At 41.6% G+C, this 17,188-nt stretch carries 13 protein-coding genes; 1 reads left to right on the plus strand and 12 read right to left on the minus strand.

What is annotated here, in order from left to right; genetic code table 11:
* From MAE_RS17660 to MAE_RS17710, 11 genes are all read right to left on the minus strand, one after another.
* Positions 1-354, minus strand: a complete 354-nt coding sequence (locus tag MAE_RS17660) for a hypothetical protein (RefSeq protein ID WP_012266785.1) — start codon at positions 352-354, stop codon at positions 1-3.
* Between the two features lie 334 nt (positions 355-688).
* Positions 689-2,806 carry a serine/threonine-protein kinase gene (locus MAE_RS17665; RefSeq protein ID WP_012266786.1) on the minus strand — a complete coding sequence of 706 codons (2,118 nt, stop codon included), beginning with the start codon at positions 2,804-2,806 and terminating at the stop codon, positions 689-691.
* Between the two features lie 111 nt (positions 2,807-2,917).
* Positions 2,918-4,741 (minus strand): protein phosphatase 2C domain-containing protein, encoded by a 1,824-nt coding sequence (locus MAE_RS17670; RefSeq protein ID WP_012266787.1) that lies wholly within the window; start codon positions 4,739-4,741, stop codon positions 2,918-2,920.
* Between the two features lie 64 nt (positions 4,742-4,805).
* Positions 4,806-5,369 (minus strand): FHA domain-containing protein, encoded by a 564-nt coding sequence (locus MAE_RS17675; RefSeq protein ID WP_012266788.1) that lies wholly within the window; start codon positions 5,367-5,369, stop codon positions 4,806-4,808.
* A gap of 88 nt (positions 5,370-5,457) precedes the next feature.
* On the minus strand, positions 5,458-6,840 hold the full coding sequence (locus tag MAE_RS17680) for a vWA domain-containing protein (protein WP_012266789.1): 1,383 nt from the start codon (positions 6,838-6,840) through the stop codon (positions 5,458-5,460).
* 23 nt (positions 6,841-6,863) lie between these two features.
* Positions 6,864-7,256, minus strand: a complete 393-nt coding sequence (locus MAE_RS17685) for a hypothetical protein (protein ID WP_012266790.1) — start codon at positions 7,254-7,256, stop codon at positions 6,864-6,866.
* Between the two features lie 19 nt (positions 7,257-7,275).
* Positions 7,276-9,450 carry a VWA domain-containing protein gene (locus MAE_RS27760; protein ID WP_012266791.1) on the minus strand — a complete coding sequence of 725 codons (2,175 nt, stop codon included), beginning with the start codon at positions 9,448-9,450 and terminating at the stop codon, positions 7,276-7,278.
* Between the two features lie 105 nt (positions 9,451-9,555).
* Positions 9,556-11,748: a dynamin family protein gene (locus MAE_RS17695; protein WP_231859645.1), complete on the minus strand. Its 2,193-nt coding sequence runs from the start codon at positions 11,746-11,748 to the stop codon at positions 9,556-9,558.
* Positions 11,749-12,597: 849 nt separating this feature from the next.
* Positions 12,598-13,092, minus strand: a complete 495-nt coding sequence (locus MAE_RS17700; protein ID WP_012266794.1) for an ureidoglycolate lyase — start codon at positions 13,090-13,092, stop codon at positions 12,598-12,600.
* Between the two features lie 5 nt (positions 13,093-13,097).
* Positions 13,098-14,555, minus strand: a complete 1,458-nt coding sequence (locus MAE_RS17705) for an efflux RND transporter periplasmic adaptor subunit (protein ID WP_012266795.1) — start codon at positions 14,553-14,555, stop codon at positions 13,098-13,100.
* Positions 14,556-14,849: 294 nt separating this feature from the next.
* On the minus strand, positions 14,850-15,452 hold the full coding sequence (locus tag MAE_RS17710; RefSeq protein WP_002795784.1) for a GUN4 domain-containing protein: 603 nt from the start codon (positions 15,450-15,452) through the stop codon (positions 14,850-14,852).
* Positions 15,453-15,535: 83 nt separating this feature from the next.
* On the opposite strand from MAE_RS17710, the gene MAE_RS17715 reads away from it, so the two are divergent.
* Positions 15,536-16,516 (plus strand): aspartate carbamoyltransferase catalytic subunit, encoded by a 981-nt coding sequence (locus tag MAE_RS17715; protein WP_002795782.1) that lies wholly within the window; start codon positions 15,536-15,538, stop codon positions 16,514-16,516.
* Positions 16,517-16,539: 23 nt separating this feature from the next.
* Here MAE_RS17715 and MAE_RS17720 read toward each other — a convergent pair whose 3' ends face one another.
* Positions 16,540-16,821 carry a hypothetical protein gene (locus tag MAE_RS17720; RefSeq protein ID WP_002795780.1) on the minus strand — a complete coding sequence of 94 codons (282 nt, stop codon included), beginning with the start codon at positions 16,819-16,821 and terminating at the stop codon, positions 16,540-16,542.
* Between the last annotated feature and the right edge of the window lie 367 nt (positions 16,822-17,188).

The raw sequence follows: 17,188 nt of genomic DNA on the forward strand, positions 1-17,188 counted from the left end.
TTATTCAACTTTATTAGGAACAGATTCTAACCAGTTATTTAATTCTTGGTTAAATTGTTCTAGGTTACGATCTAATTGTTTTGCACATCTATCTAAATCCTCATTTGCCGAGCCAGGATTCAGTCCTAATTGTTGAAATTGCTTATATTTACTGTTCCAATTATTATATTTATTAATCAGTTCATTAGGATAATCGAGTTTAAATTTTTCGCCGTATAAAAAATTATAAAATCGTTGAATACTCCAATCAAAGATTAACGCTCGCAATCGATTAGTTGATAAATATTTTATTTGTAGAGAACATTGAATTTTATCATTGCTCGGTTCTAAATTGAGAATAACGTATTTAATCATGGTTCAAATTAACTAGCTAAACTCGAAAACTACTAACATAAAAAAACAACAACCTAGAAATCCCTACGTCAATGCTTTTGGCAAAATCCTGTCAGGAAAAACTAAAAATCCCAAATAAACAGGATAATAGATAATCTCCTTCAGCTTACTAAGCTGAAAATCAGGCACAGAAGTAGGCCAATTTCCTGAAAATGAGCTACGAATAACAATCAACGAAGTCGTGGCGGTTAGGGAAGTAGAAAAATAGCTCTTGGGAGGAAACTGTAAAACAGTTTTTTTGCGACTATAGCAGGTTAACTTTGCAAAAGCAAGTAAATTTTACATTTCTTAGCCTTTAAACGTCAGCCTCTGTTAAAGCTTGAGCGAGCATTCTGGCTAGATGGGATTTATCTTGTTGATTGTAGAGAGTAATGGCTTGACGATAGTAGGATAAGAGTTCGCGGGCATATTGGATTTGTCCATCGGCAGTTTTTAGATTAAGTAATACCCAGCCTAAATTGTGGTAGGCTTCAGGGTAGTCAGGTTTGAGTTGAATCGCCTGCTCCAGATGAGTTTTCGCTTGCTTCCATTGTCCCAATTGAGCGAGTAATGTTCCTAGTCGATAGGCAATAAAATGCTCCTCACCATTTTTCTGTAGGTAAGCTTGATAAATTTGAAGGGCCTCCGAGGGATTGTTGAGATGCTCATGGCAAATAGCCGTATTGATAAGCACCCAGGGGGCTGCGTTGGGGTGACGACTAGCTTGTTGAAAGCAAGGAAGAGCCTGACTCCATAACCCTTGTTGAGCTTGTTTCCAACCTTTGAAACCCCAAGCAAAGGGATGGTCTTGAATTTGAGTCAGACAGTCTTGAATGCGCCGGTCTAAATCTTGGCTTTGTTGGCTAGTGGTGGCTTTGTCAAGAGCGGCAAGCAGGTAGGGATAAACCCAATATTGAATTTGTTGATTCTTTTGGGAGGGGTTTTGTTTGGATTTAGTAATTGCTTTACTAGCAGCACCAATAGTGGCTTTAAATTGATTTTGATTGAAGGTAATCCAAGCTTGAATTCCGAGAGCAAAGAGATTGTTACTATCAAGTTTTAGGGCTGTGTTGATAGCGGATTCTGCTTCTTGCCAATGACCAATTTTACCGAATGACCAGGCTAAATTCACTTGTATCCAAAGAGCTTGAGGTGAAAGTTTAGCCCCTTTTTGTAGTTGTTGTACGGCGGATTCCCAGTTATTTTGATGGCAATATACCAAGCCTAAAACTCCGTACCCTCTACCATCATTAGGGTTTAGTTGAATTGCTTTTTGGGCAGCAATTTCAGCTTGAGTATCATTAAGATGGATTTGCAATAACGCTTGTTCAACAGCAGCTGCACCATTATTGGGTTCGTTGCTTAAACATTTCTCGTAACTTTGAACTGCTTCGACAAGTTTTCCTTGTTTAACTAACTCTCTTGCTTTTTTTTGTAAAGGAGAAACAAATTGACCTTTGAGCGCATCAATCAGTTCGTCAGCAGTTTGGAAACGATCCTCAACATTAATTCTCATTCCAGTTAGGATAACAGTTTCCATTAAATTAGAAATATCTGGATTGAGTTGTCGGGGTGGAATGAGAGGATCTGATGAACGTTGCTGCAATAATGCACTAGCTCTATCCGGTGCTTCAATTGGTAATTGTCCGGTTAAAAGTTCATAGATTGAAGCACAAAAAGCATAAAAATCCGTGGCAGGAAAACGTTTACTCCTTTGACTATATTGTTCATAAGGAGCATAACCCGGGGTTAAGGTTCTGGTCATGTCTCCTGTTTGACCGGCGATAAATTCTCTCGCTGCACCAAAGTCAATTAAAATCGCTTTATCTTGAGGATCAATTAAAATATTGTCAGGTTTAATATCCCGGTGTAAAAAATTATTATTGTGGACGGTTTTTAAGGCATCAGCAATTTGCATAAAATAGCGTTTAACTCGCTCTTCAGTTAGCTTTTTTTCTTGGGTCAGGATTTTAAAAAGAGATTTTCCCGCAATAAATTCCATGACAATATAAACTGTATCGTTTTCGTCAAACCAATCATAAATTTTAGGGATATTGGCATGATGACATTTTTGTTGATGGCTGGCTTCTAGCTTAAATTTACTGGTTTGTTGTCGTTTTATTTGAGGAGAAATAGAGGCAGGCCAAATAACTTTATTTCCTTGTCTAGCGGATTTTTCTGGCCAAAGTTCTTTGATAGCCACAGGAGCATTATTCGCTCGATAAATTCCTTTATAGGTAATGCCAAATCCCCCTTCACCTAAAACTTGTTCGATCTGATATTGTCCCTGTTTGAGTAAAGTTCCGATGCTGAGATGATGGAGTGATATGGTAGTTTTGTTAGGGGATACAGGGGTGAGATTAAAACCACAACTAATACATTGTTGTGTTCCATCAGGGTTATCAGTTAGACAGCTTGGACAGAGGATAGACATATTTTTATTGTCTTTGAGACTTATAATTATTGTTGGTTAGGGAAGTTACTCTCATCATTTTCTCTTGCTTCTCTATTTTGAGATTTTTGTTCATCTTCTGAATGATTTACTTTAAGTGCCAGAAGTCATAAAACATTGCATAGCTAAAAGCGTTGCATTATCGGTTGCTCCTTGATTAATAACTCTTTGAATGGTTTGATCAACTGCCATTTGTAAAGATTCAAATTGACTAAAAATTTCTGCCAGTTCCTGAGTCGGTACTAAATCCCAAACTCCGTCAGAACAGAGAAGTAAAATATCTTCATTTTCTAAAGTCATTGATAAATTGCCAGTGGTGCGAGTTAAATTCTGCACATAGCCTTCACTTAAATGTTTTTTTGAACCGATAGATTTGAGTAAGACATTTCGATCTGGATGGGTTAAACTTTCCTCTTCTGTTATTTCACCGTTAGCCACTAACATAGCTACCAGTGAATGATCTTCACTTAGTTGTTTAATTTTTCCTTGTCGTATTAAATAAATTCGACTATCTCCCACATGGGCTATCATTAAGCTATCATTGATCGCTAATACAACACTTAAAGTTGTTCCGCCATTACGAACAGTATCAGCAATAGATATGTTGGCTTTTTGAAATAAATTAAGTAGCCATTCATTACGCTGTTCTCCTGTTTTAAATTCTGGAGGAAGGGAGTCTTGTAATATAGTTTTAACAGCAATTTGACTAGCTACTTCTCCTTGGGACATTCCTCCCATACCGTCAGCTACAACGCCTAAAATAAGGGTTTCTGAATTACTGAGGTGTTGTTGTCTTACACCGTAGTTATCTTCATTTTGTAGGCGTTCTGTTGAAAGTCCAACGGTTGAATAACTGGCAATATTCCACTGCACTTTCAGACTTCGTAGTGAATGGCGAGTTTCGATTAATAAGCTGAGAAATTGAGCCAGGGGAAAGCGTTCTTCTGGAAGAGAGGACAAGGCAATTTTCAGCAGTTGATAAAGACGCGGAATCGGAGCAATTTCTAAACTAATAATCTGGTCAGATTGAGGTAATTTTTTATGGGTAGTTTGATACAATAAAGCGGCGATAGTATAACTGCTCATTGATTCATTGATAGAGCGACTTGCCGCAAGTTCAGGAGCGCAATAATCTCCGATAACACCAGAAGTCAGGCTTTCTTCAATTGAGTAAGCGCAGGTTAAGTCAAAGATTTTGAGGGGTTTGTCTATTTCTATAAACTGGGGAAGCAGGTTGATTAAATACCAGTTTTGTTTAGCTATATAAGAAAATAACTGACAAACTTGAATCACTAACGTTAGTGCTTCTTCTTGAGAATGTTCTGCTTTTAGCCAAGCTTCTAAAGTCAAGTTTTCTTGAGGAAATCGCGTTAACAGAAGAAGTTTTTCTGGTTTCGTCTCGTTTTCGACTGCTGTTTCTGGGTAGTATTCTTCTTCTAAATAGTCTGTTTCTGCGGACTGATTTTCTCCAGAATCATCATCTTTTGTTGAAGTAATATTGACAAATTCAGAATCTTCCGAGACTATTTGTTCAGTGGCAATATCTTCATTTTGTTTTTCATCTACCTCCTGGGATTTTTCCTTGATTGATAGGGGATTAATAATAGCTGAATCTACTTGAATATCAGCGATAAGTGGAGCGATTAAGCTGTAGTTTTGAAGAATTTTTCTCAGTTGCAGTTCCCGATCGAGACTACTATTAAGAGAGCCGACACGCAAAAGTCCCAATTGAGAAGATGTTTCGCCCTTTTCCCCATCGAGATCGGCAATGGGTTGAAACTTGACTTTGAAGTAATAAACATCTGCGGTTAATAACCCTAGATAGGCGATAATTTCTATCTGATAATCTGCCATAGAAAAAGATTCTTTTTCTTGAATAAGCAGGGGGGAGAAGTTTTCTGTCGATGGTGAAGTCATGAGAGGCAGCCATTAAAACTTTAGTCGAACACAATCGGGGTGGGGCTAACCACCCCAAGAAATGTTAAGGAGTTTGGAAAAGAAAGCGAATTTTAGCGATCGCAATCTCATCACCAGAACTGAGAGGGGTCGGAGCAGTTATTCTGGCGTTAAAGCGAGTTTGACCGATGGGTTTAATAAAAACCCCATTCAGAGAACCGAGGTCTTTAATTTTCCAAGTTCCTCCATCGGGATAAATTTCCGCATGGTTGCGGGAAACGGTTTCGTTATCGGGGAATTTTTCTAAGTCCACATCCACAGGTCCGGTGTCCGAGTCAAAGATGCCAATCAAGGTAAAACCATCAATGAAAAATTCAGCAACCGGGGCGTTAGGGTGCTTGGCAATCAGTCGGGCCGTTGTTGTTATTGCCGGAGTAATCGGTTGGGGCAGCGGTTCCGGCGTGAGTGTTATCGTCTCGGCAATCGGTTGGGGAATTGGCATGGGTGTGGGTTCTGGGATGGGATCGGGGATGACAGGTGTGGGAGGTGTAGGTGGTGTCGATGGGGTCAATTCTGCACCACAAGCATCACAGTATTCTGCTCCCTGGGGGTTTTGATCGTAGCCACAAACTTTGCAAACAATAGCCATTGGTTTTTCTCCTTTTTGAGGGATATAAGAGGAATTAATTAGATTGAAATTAATCTTACTGTTGCCTGACTCGGTGCCAGAAGTCTGCTCAAGTACCGGTTAGTTTCCGAATAGTTTCTTCCGAGAGATCGTCGTTGAGGTCATCGCCCATCTTGACAGTTTTTCCTCTCGATCCCATTTTCACGGTTTTGCGAGTTCCAGAGGAAATCTGACGAGTTTTTCGCAATTCTTCAATCCCTTCATTGAGAGATTCGAGCATAGCATCATTGCCAATTTGAACTGTGATACGACGGGCAGTTTCCAGGAGTTTTTCAGCTTGTTGGGGGTTACTCTCTGCCATGCGGGTTGCGTCGTCAACTAATTGGGAAATATTGCGTTGTTGAACGTATCCCATAACTTCTTGATCGACCTGCGCTGTCCCCCCCTGTCCAGGCACAAACTGGACAACAACGTTCTGCGGTAGTAATTCCCCCCGTCGGTTTAAGCCAGGAATGTCATAAGTCAAGCCCAGTTGAGCCAGACGAATTTTTGAACTAGGACGACTATCGATAGCAAATTCTAAGATGAAGATGGTTTCATCCTTTGCTTTGGCGGCACCAATGGGATAGGGAGCTTGATTTAAGGAAAATTCTGCCAAATCGGGATAAACACGGGTAAGGCGCAGCAGTTTGACTCCCTGAACAGTTTTTAAGCTGAGGACAAGATTGTTAATTACTTCTTGCTGGGCTTGCTGATAGTCTGCCAGTAGAAGGTTAGGAAGATCGGTAATAGAAACATCGTTACCACTAGCCGTTCCTGGAACAATGTGACGGCAATGCCCTCCCGTCTTGCCGCTTATGTCTGTGAGCAAGTTTTCGTTAAACTCGCCCACACCCAGGGCCGTAATCGAAATCCCTTGACTGGCAAATTGTTGGGCTAAGTTTTGGCAATCATCTTCATCAAAGGTGTCGCCATCGGTAAAAATCATGGTATGGCGGCTAGTCATGCTTTGATTAGCTAGGAGAGCAAGGGCTTGATTAATGCCTCTCCCCATACAAGTTCCACCGCTAAAATTTCGCAGTTTTGCGATCGCATCTTCCAGTTGACGGGTTTGGGTAACTGGTGTTAAGCCAATCAGAGTAGAGGCTTGATCGTCAAATTGGATCAGAGCAATCCGATCTTCCGGGGTGAAGCGTCCTGAATTAATCAGGGTGCGAAGCGACTCAATAACCATGTCGATTTTGGCAATGCCGCCCACCACTCTCGTGTATTCCTTCCCATCTTGCATATAAGTTTCACCGGTGGGTTGAAAATCGCCGGCCACAATTTCGTACATCGAGCCACTGGTGTCAATTAGAAAGACAAAGGTAGTAGAAGGACGGGTTTGAGCGACTTCTTGGGTTGGTCGCAACTTCAGCATAATAAACAGTCGCTGATCTGGAGTATCGGCCGGTAAAAATTCTCGATGGGGGGTAATAGATACGTTAAGCATTAAAATTTCCTTCAGAGAATAGGTTAAGTGTTGAAAATGTCTTCTAAAGGGGGAAACATTCCCTCCATGGGTTCTATAGCCCCTAAATCGGGGGTAAAAACAGGGGGTAACTCTTGATTTCCTTCGTCTTGGATGTTTTCAAGGTTCGACTCGCTCAGTAGGGGTAAATCTAGGGTCAGGACAGTTTCTCGATAGCCTTCTCGGATATCTTCGACCCAAGCGGCGATAATTTGATTGAGACGGTGATCGTTGATAGAGCATGAGCTTCTTGCTTGAAAATGTTTTCGGATTGCTTGGCGAATTTCCTTGGTGAAGATAGTTTCAGGATTATTTTCCTGATCGGCGGTTAGATCTAGAGGATAATCATATCTTTCTGGCGAATTTTTCAGGTTAAGAAAGAATTTATAGACTACCATTTGGGCAACCAAAATAAGATTAATGAGTTGATATTATTCGATTGGACGGTTCGGGCGATGTTTTTACCTCCAGCGTAATCTGTCCAAATTTCCGGCGATCACCATCCTTTAATTGATGCTCTAGTTTTTTCATCCCCTTGGCTTGTCCATAGGACGAGTTATACTGCATGATAATGTTTTCCCCTTTTTGAAAAACCTGAGCCGTGATCGGGGCATAACCCTGTTTTTTGGGTAAGTAAATATTGGCTTCCGAGGAACTGCCCAAAATGATCGGGCGAGAGCCTAATAAAAATTCTCGTTGTTCCGTAGGACTCCAATGCACGATCAGTTTAGCTTGTCGAGTCAGCAGTTCCAAAAGAGCGATCATCATGCCAATACAAAAACCCAAAATCGCTGAACCCGCTAAACGTCCGGCCATCTCATTACTCGCTCCAGCTTGCAAAACAAAACCCATTCCTCCCATCGCGCCACCGAGAAACCCGCCCAATACCGCCCTGCCGATTTTCAGATTGGGGACAAAACGAGCCATGCCGCCGCCAAGCATTGTCCCTAAAATCGTCCAACCCAGAAGTGGCCCCCCTGGGGCAAGGGTGGGAATGCTTTGAATGAGAAAACGAGAGACAAGGAGTCCTGAGCTACCGGCAACCAATCCAGCAACGATTCCCCCCACTGTACCGATGCTTGTCTCGCCCAGGGAAAGAAGGCGGCGGCGACGTTGATAGAGGTTCTGCCCGACAATTAACGCTAAAGAAGCACCCACAGACAGGATAGCCGTCCAGCCACCCGTCCGCAAGGCATCATAGATAAATCTAAATTGAGGGGTTTGCAGTTGATTTTTAGGAAGAGATTGGCTCAGTAAAGTGTATAAAATTCCTTGATTTTGCTTTTGTTCTCCGATCAGCTGCGAATCATAGATGAGTTTTGCCGCAGATTGAAAGGCTTGGTCAAATTCTCCGGAATTAGCATAGAAGACTTTTTTATCTTCTCCCGTCAGTTGAGTCAGAAAGTTTTGATCGGCATCTCCTGTTCCGACGGCAATAATATTGATTTTTTGGCTCAGAGCAGTTTGACCGATGTTTAGGGTCGCCTCTACAATCGGTTGGCGATCTTCTTCTTTCAGGGTTGTTTCAGCGATGGCTTTACCGATGGTGGGGAGTACACTTTCAAATCCTTGTCGTCCTGCGGCGGTTTCACCGAGTAAGAAGGTTTCTCCAGGTGCGGAGAGTTGCAGTTGTTCAAAAGTAGCGCGATCATCAGGTTGAATGACTAAGTGCAGTTGAGCAATTTGATTTTCCTTTAAAACATTAGTGGTTGCTTCTAAAGAAGGAATTTCTCGATCGGGTATTAAAGGAGGAGCATCAGTAATCAGCAGTATGACTTTGGTTGCATGGGAACGGAAAGGCTGACGGGCAGCTAATGCCAGAGCATCTAAGCTACTTTCTGGCGGATCATTGCCGTTAACCTGTTGAATGCTGCCGATTTGCTCACTAAAGCGATCGCTATCAGGGGTAAATACAGAACCATCAAAATTGAGAATTTGCGGCTCTTCGCCAAATAAGCGATCGCCAAAAGCGATTAGGCCTATTTGAGCATCAAGTTTCCGTTTTTTGAGTTCTTGGGCAAAGTTTTGGATGCCTTGTTGTACTCCGGCGATCTCCTCATTCATACTGCTAGTAACGTCGAGAACAATCATAATATCAATTTGTTCTGGAGAAGGAGCCGGGGCGGGTTGTCCATCTGTAAACAGCAAGATATGACGATCGGAGCTGCTAGACTCTAGTTGCTCAATCGCCGTTGCCAGTCCTAAATCCATTCTTGTCCCCCCACCATCAGATAAATTGTCAATGGCTTGATTGAGGGTGGCTAAATCGGAGGTTAGTCCTGTGCCAATTTGAACCTGACTGCCGAAACCGACCACCGCGAAGCGATTAACCGAGGGGTCCTGTCGCTCGATAAAGGCTTTAGCGGCATTTTTCGCCTCTTGTAATTTATTGTCATCGTTCATGCTGCCGGAGGTATCAATCAACATTACGACAGATTGAGGATTCTGTTCGACAATCGGCGGACGTTCAGTCACCGTGAGAAAAACCTCTCCTAGTGCGATCGCCGCTACCAAACATCCTCCCGCACCACATAATCCAAAAATTAGGAGTTTTCTGAGATTTCGCCTGATCTGGCCGAATAAGTTCTGCATTTTAATTTCGGGGGACTATATTATCTATTCGCCAGAAGACCTGTGATTTATGCCAAAGCTGTCACAAAAGTACACAAAAAAAGGCATTGCTGAATAAACAGTCAATTAGCGAGTAAATTGTTCAACCTCTACAGGGATTTGTGTTTCTAAACTACTCTTAATTGAGCTTTTTAAAGTAATCAGTTTTTCGTAACTATTAGTGATCGTAGTTTGTTTAGTAACTTCAGAAGCAATAGCCTCATCAAGCTTGATAGTTTGGGCAATTTGACTGGATATTTCATCTTGGCAATCATTAAATAGTTCCAGTAACTTTTCTTCCAAATATTCTGCATGATTTTTCAGGCTATACCAAATATTTGTGTTCAACTCTTTGACAAGTTTTTTTGTGCATTCTTCCAGTTTATCTTTATACATTTTTAGGGCTTGATCTAAACGCTCAGAAAATGTCTGACCACTACAGTCTTTGAGACTCAATCCAATCGTCTCAAGCTCGTCTCCATACTGATAGAATAAAGCATCAGCTAGACCACTTAATCTCATCGAAATATCTCGTTCACAAAGGTTATCTTCTAGTTTTTTTAACACTTCTTCGGGTAAATAACTTAGGTTAATGGTTTGTAAATCACTGAGAAGTGTACTTAATCGCTGGGTAAAAGGAATATCGACTACCGATATTAATTTTTTTCTCATCGATGAAGTCAGTTTGATTTTTTCAGTTACAAAATTAGGTAATCTAGATATATGACCATTAATATCTAGTCCTTCACTCAGATAATTTTTCAGTTCTTTTTTATCTATTTGCATTATTTTTTTGTCAAGTTCTCGAATCACTTCATGGGTGTCAGACTCTTTCCAAAATTGACTATCTTCGTGCGTGCGAATTTGTTGGGAAAATTCTTTAACTTTTTTCTTCAACTGATCTATAAAAAACCGAGATTGTGAACTAACAGCACGTATTTTCATGTCATCTTGAGGATTGGAGATTTGACTATATTGATGATAGGGTTCTTTCAACAATCGCTCTAATTTACGGATAATCTCCAGAAGTTCTTTTCTCGCATCTGCAATAAACTCATCTTTTGCCTCTTTATTCAAATATTTATATAGAGATTCAAGGAATTGAGAAAAGAGAACAATATCCGGATGATGAAGGAGCAAGTCTTTAGCTTGATCCTTAGAAGGCTCGTTTTCTAAGCCAATTTTTTTCAAATTGTCAAGATGTCCTCGTAATTTTTGACTTTGGTTAATTGTTCCTTGAGCAATTGTCTTTAACAATAAATAGTTGAGGGCAGAAGTCTGAAATTTCCGCTCTTCCTTAATGGTAAAATTATAGTCGCCAACCCGTTGATTAAAGCTATTAATAGCTTCTAGTTTGTGAGTATTATCCGGTAAATCCCATTGATTAATAACCCAAAATGCCCTTTGAATAATCGTTGGATTCTTCTTATTGATTTCAGCTAAAAATTCTATTTCTTTCCCTTGAAGAACATTGAAAGGGTTGATACAAACGACAAAAGCTTTTGCTTTCTCTTTGATGTAGTCTTGAGTAAATTCTTCATGGCGTTTATTGTCCACCCCTAGTCCTGGTAAATCAACCAATACAATGCCGTCCGCAATATTCAAATTTTCTACAAACACTTCAATTTTATCAACATAAATTGCTCCTTCATAGCCTTCTACATAGTTGCCAAGTTCTGATAGTTGAATTTCTTTTCTTCCTTGATAATTGGAATTTGGATTTGTCAAATTTCTTACAAGCAATCTACTTTTGCCTAAAGCTTGTTGATCGATAGAACTTCCAGTTTCTGTTTCATATTGTTTAATGGCTTCCTCAATGCTTTGAAAGTGTCTTCCCAGAGGTTCATGAGATTCATTTGACAAATTTTTACCAATTTTGTGACCAATTTCAGTTATAAAACTATCGTAAAGTATCCTTTGCGCTTTGTCATCCATAAAGTAAATAAAGGCTTGATCTTTTTCTCCTTTTTTAACGATAGTGGGAAATGCAGTGGTTGATGTATTGGCTTCAGGGAGAATTTCTCGTCCTAAAATTCCATTAATTATTGTTGATTTTCCCGCCGAATAAGAACCGAGAAAAGCGACATGAAATTCTGTTTGTTTCAACTTACTAATCCAGTCTTTTCGTTTTTCAATTGAGGATTTCTCCGTGTCTTTAATAGGTAGATAAGGAAAAACACTCTCATAAATAGCGAAGTAATCCTGAAACTGTTGAATAGTGGATTGAATTTTTTGAGAATTATCCGGAATTTGTTGTGAGTGGTTATTGTGCATGATCATAATGGCAGTCCTCGGAATGATTAATTGTTATATTGGAGTCATCAAAACTGTGGCATTGAGATACAGAGTTTATCCGATAGATGAGGTAAGTTTTTGCAACTGAAATCCTTACTTCGGCAGGGTTTAATGTATACTTCACCTTTACGAGAAACGCTGTAAACTTCACTCAGTGCGATCTCTGTCACCAGACATCCTGCTGCGCCAAATAATCCAAAGATTAGCGGTTTTTTGCGGTTTCGCCTTAGCTGTCTCAATAAGTTCTGCATTTTGGTTTTGGAGGTGTATATTATATTTTCGTTAGAAGACCTGTGATTTATGCAGAAGTGTTAAAAATTCCGATAGGAATAAGTTATCAGTCATTCTGACTTTTCCCGTTATCTTTTTAGTTGAGCGATCCTTTGATTTCCCCCTATCTCGAAGTCCTCTTCTCTCGTCGCTTATTGTCATTAAGACTAGCTTATTGAAAACTGTGGAGAGCTTGAAACCCTGATTATGTCATCGTTTTCAGACTTAGCGGGAAAAGTAAGATCGGTCATTGACTTGGCATCGACAAAAGGCTTACCTGCTCTACCTTCTGCCCTTTTTTAACTTCATCGAACTCACGTTGTCCCCCTGTCAGCTTTCACCGATATTCAGCAAACCCTAGTGGGACTTAGACAAAAAACAAATCGATAAAAGCCTCAACTCCAATCCCCGCTTGGGATTTACTTCGAGAAGCCCAAAATCGCTGAAACCCAGATAGATCAAGGAAAATCATAAATCGAGGTTAACCCTTTGTCCCGTAATGGTTTGAGCCTTTTTTGCTGACCGAAAACGCCTAAGTCCCACTAGGTAAAAAAAATATTTTTTTCAATCAACAATCTCGAATTCTATTAACTGCTCTTGGGCAAAATTATAGGTAAAATGATCGACAATATTAGTATCGCTCAATTCGAGATTATAAAAATTGATCGCCGGTTGATCAAAAAGTGGGCCAGCGTGCCAAGTTCCCACCTCTAATTTAATAAAACAGTCCCCGGGGATGCGAAAAACCTTTAGTTTTTCCAAATCCGGTTGAGGATAAGGACTAGGGGGGGCCACTCCTAAAAACCACTCTTGTCCCCCCAAAGAACCAAGACATTGGGTACATTGACTATGACGAGTAATTCGCTTAAATTTACGTCCGCGAGTCTGTAAACGCATAATATAAAAGCGTGGCACACCGTTTTTTAAATGCAGTTGTGCATCGCTTTCATCAAACGGTTTTCCATCATGACTAGGGATTATTAATTGACCGTAGGGACGGAAACTCTCGGCGGTAATTAGTTGCGCTGACAGGGGACGAACGGTAATCGAATTACTCATAAAAATTACTGCTGACTAACAGTTATAGCTGTACCATCTCGGAGAGAAAGAATATTATTAATAGCAATTCTTTCCCCGGCATTTACTCCAGAAATAACCTGATAAGCTTGCCCTTGAATTGTGCCGACTTGAATTGGTTTTTGTCTGACCACTAAACGCTCCTTGGCATTTTCTTGACCTTCTTTAGCCTTTTCTTTTTCGGCCACAAAAACAAAATTTTGCGCTCCGATGCTAGTCACTGCCGTGGTGGGAACTAATACCCCCGGTTTTTGATCCCAAATTAACCGCGTCCGCACATATTGGTTATTGCGAAGACTGCCATCATTAGTAAAGGCAAATTTCACTAAAACCGATTGGGTAGCTTGGGAAACGGTGGGGGAAATAAAAGTTACTTGACCGCGAACGCCCGGGCTGCCATCGGGATTAATAATTTCCACGGGCAAACCGACGCGCAGACGCGGTTGTAATTCCACGGGAATCTGCACATTTAGTTCCAAAGTTTTATTGTTAGTCAACGAGGTTAATTCTTCACCCAGGGAGATAATATCGCCGACTTTTCTTTGATTAAAATCGCCGACAAAACCATCAATCGGGGCGGTAATGGTGTTAAAAACTAAATTCTGGCGCGTCGCCCCTAATTGCCCCTCGGCACTGGCTACCGCCGCTTGACGACTGTTCACTGTTGCTGCTGCTGCCGCCACCTGTTGCCGTGAGGCTAATTCGTTTTGAATGGCGATATTTAATGCTTCTTGGTTTGCCTGTAAGGTAGCTCTAGCCGCCGTCACCTGTTGACGGGCCGCATCACGATTTTGAGACCGGGCTTCTACTTCTGCCTTGGCGGCCTGAATGTCGCGGCGGCGATCATCTAAGTCCTGTTGGGGCTGTGCGCCTTGTTTGACCAGAAATTCGGCTCTTTTTAGGTTTTTTTCCGCTAAATCTAAATTAGCTCTCGCTCTCTGTAAATCAGCTTCGGCGGCGCTCAAGGTGGCGATCTGACTTTTAACATTAGCTTCCGCATTGGCCACATTTGCCCGATTCTGGGCAATTTGGGCTTTATTTGCCCTCGCTTGCGCTTGTCTTTGCCTTAAATCCGCCTCAGACGCATTGAGGTTCGCTTTGGCCGAATTTACCTGGCCGATGCCGGCGTTTACCTGTTGCTGTTGTTGTTCGGGATCCAATTCGGCGATTTTTTGTCCCTGAGTTACCTGATCGCCAGATTTAACGAAAATAGTCCGAATCCGACCGGTAATCTGAGGGGAGACGCTAACACGCTCTTGGGCGATCAAAGTACCCACAAATTCGCTACTTTGCACTAATTTGTCGGTGCCGAGGGTTTGCAGTTTGACGGGAACAGCCGCCGGTCCAGTGGCTTGGGGGGTTTGGGGGGCGCAACCAGTGATAATTAGGGAAACGGCGATCGACGAACCGATCGCTCTCGATACGTTAACGGATCGTTTAATCATTGTTAAATTTACGGGTTTTTAGCAGAAAAAGTGCTAGTAAATCGGAAAAAAAGGGAAGATGAGGAGAGAAGCTTTTCCTTAAATTTTACTCTACAGAATTGATCAGCGTGATTATTAAACCTCTGGCATAATTAATTTTTGAGGGTTCAAAAACGGCAAAAATAAGGATTAAATTGCCTAAAATCCGTAAATAGACTATTTAATTGATTATTGTTCATTCTTAATTCTCCTGACTACTGACTACTGACTACTGACTCCTAACCCTAACAACAATTTTTGATTTTTACAAGAGGTCTATTGTTTGCTTTGCCCTAAGCTAACAATATTACAGGTAACTAATCTTTGGGCGAGGGTGGTGTATTCTAGGCGACCACCGGCGATCTGATATTCGTCCCGGGGCGCCGGCAGATGACCGACGGGTGCATTGAGGGTATAGTTAAGATTTTCTTTAAAAATAATCCAATCACCATCTTTACGCCAACCGATGCGATCGCCAAAAGTTTGAAAATTTTCGATCGCCACTAAGCGCCCCGGTCGATTACCCGTCTCGATAAAAATGCGAAATTGGGTACTGAAACTAAAACGACCCCCGGAAGCTTCTTTCCAGAGTTGATCCATCTTTTGCAGATCCCAACAGGCCAATTTTTGCAGGTCTTCCATGGTAAACCAGCCCTGTAATTCCCGTCCGGTTGCTTTCAGCATTAAATTACGGGTTTCATCGTTAGCTTGCCGCCAATTTTGTTGAGCGAGGAAATTTTTCAGGCGAGTGTAATTAATGCCCGTGGTCGGTGATACCATTTCCCCAGAGGTGGTAGTCTGGGCAACGATCGCCGGCAAGGGATTGAGAAATAAAGCGATCGCAAGAGTGATCTGACACAAGGAAAAATTAATTCTCATAAACCCTATTTATTAACCTGATGCAAAGAAATCCTACAATAGCATAGACGAAATTTGCCGTTTTTACCGCCTCCTTAACTCCTATGGCTTTCACTTGGATCCGACACCATATTTTAGGATTAGAAGACTGGCAACCGGAAGAATACCAAACCCTGCTACAAACGGCCTCTAGTTTTCGTGAAGTTCTTTCCCGACGCACCAAGAAAGTGCCGGCCCTACAGGGACAAGTGGTGACAAATCTTTTTTTTGAACCCTCCACCCGCACCCGTAGTAGTTTTGAACTAGCGGCGAAACGTCTTTCGGCCGATGTTCTTAATTTTGCCCCGGGTAGTTCCAGTTTGACTAAGGGGGAAACGATTCTCGATACCGCTTTAACCTATGTGGCCATGGGTACGGATATTTTTGTCATTCGACATCAACAGTCGGGGGTTCCCGATTTGATTGCGGGGGAAATGGACCGTCTAGAATCGGGGGTGAGTATTCTTAATGCTGGGGACGGTCAACACGAACACCCCTCCCAGGGACTTTTAGACCTGTTTACGATCTGTTGTCTGTTAGACGAGGAAAATCCCCGTTTAGAACTGTTAGAGGGCAAAAAAATCGCTATTGTCGGGGATATACTCCATTCTCGTGTCGCTCGTTCCAATATCTGGAGTTTAACCACGGCAGGAGCAGAAGTACATTTGTCGGCACCCCCCACCCTGCTGCCGAAATATTTTGGGGAATTGTGCGATCGCCTATTTCTCCACTGGGATTTAGAACCAGCTTTAGAAAAGGCCGATTTTGTGATGACCCTGCGACTGCAAAAAGAACGCATGACTGCCAATCTTTTGCCCAGTTTACGGGAATATCATCAAAGTTTTGGCATTACTCGTCCTCGTTTGCAATCCTGTCAACCGGGGGTGAAGGTGCTTCATCCCGGTCCTGTGAATCGGGGAGTGGAAATTAGTTCCGATTTAATGGACGATCCCGATTTTAGTCTGATTTCCCAACAAGTTACCAGTGGTGTCGCTGTCAGAATGGCTTTGTTATACCTGATCGGTAATCTTCGCAGCGACCAGTAAAAGGTTCTCAGGGATTTGATCTTTTAGTCTGGTTTCATTGAAACAATCCTAAAGTTTTTATCAAGGTAAATATCATACTTTCTTCCTCCCTCACACACAGCATCTTCTGCTTCAAATAGGTTAGTCTCAACATCAAATTTCATCTCTTTAGGATTCCTACAACCCTGTTTTAGCAAAGCATCAGTCAACCGTGATGTTTCTTCAGGGGTCAAAGCCCGGTAATCACTACTATTAGCTTGACCCGCATAGATTGACATTCCTATAATGCTAAGAGATAGTAAGCTTATGATCGATTTGGTCTTCATTTTTTCAACTTCCTGAATACAATAAAAACATCATTCCAAGGGCTTTAGACCCAAATTTTCGCTAATTAGTTCGGCACGATTACCGATCAAGTTTATCTTAGGGGAAGCATACCTGGATGGCAATAAGTATAAATACTCAAGCTATCCCTAGGGCTTTTCTAGGAACTTTGACCGATACCGAATTCCGTTCTCAAGGGACTAGATATGGCGACCTACTCCTCTCTTTTTTAACTAGGGTTGGCTGAATAAATCTAAAAACCTGGTTGGATAATATCTTTAGGCTTTTTTGAAATCCAAGACTGCGATCACCAACCCCAGAAGCCTTACAGAATGAGGGTTTGAACAGAGTGATCGCCTCGAAGCACAA

This window comes from Microcystis aeruginosa NIES-843 (assembly GCF_000010625.1).
GTDB classification, from domain to species: domain Bacteria; phylum Cyanobacteriota; class Cyanobacteriia; order Cyanobacteriales; family Microcystaceae; genus Microcystis; species Microcystis aeruginosa.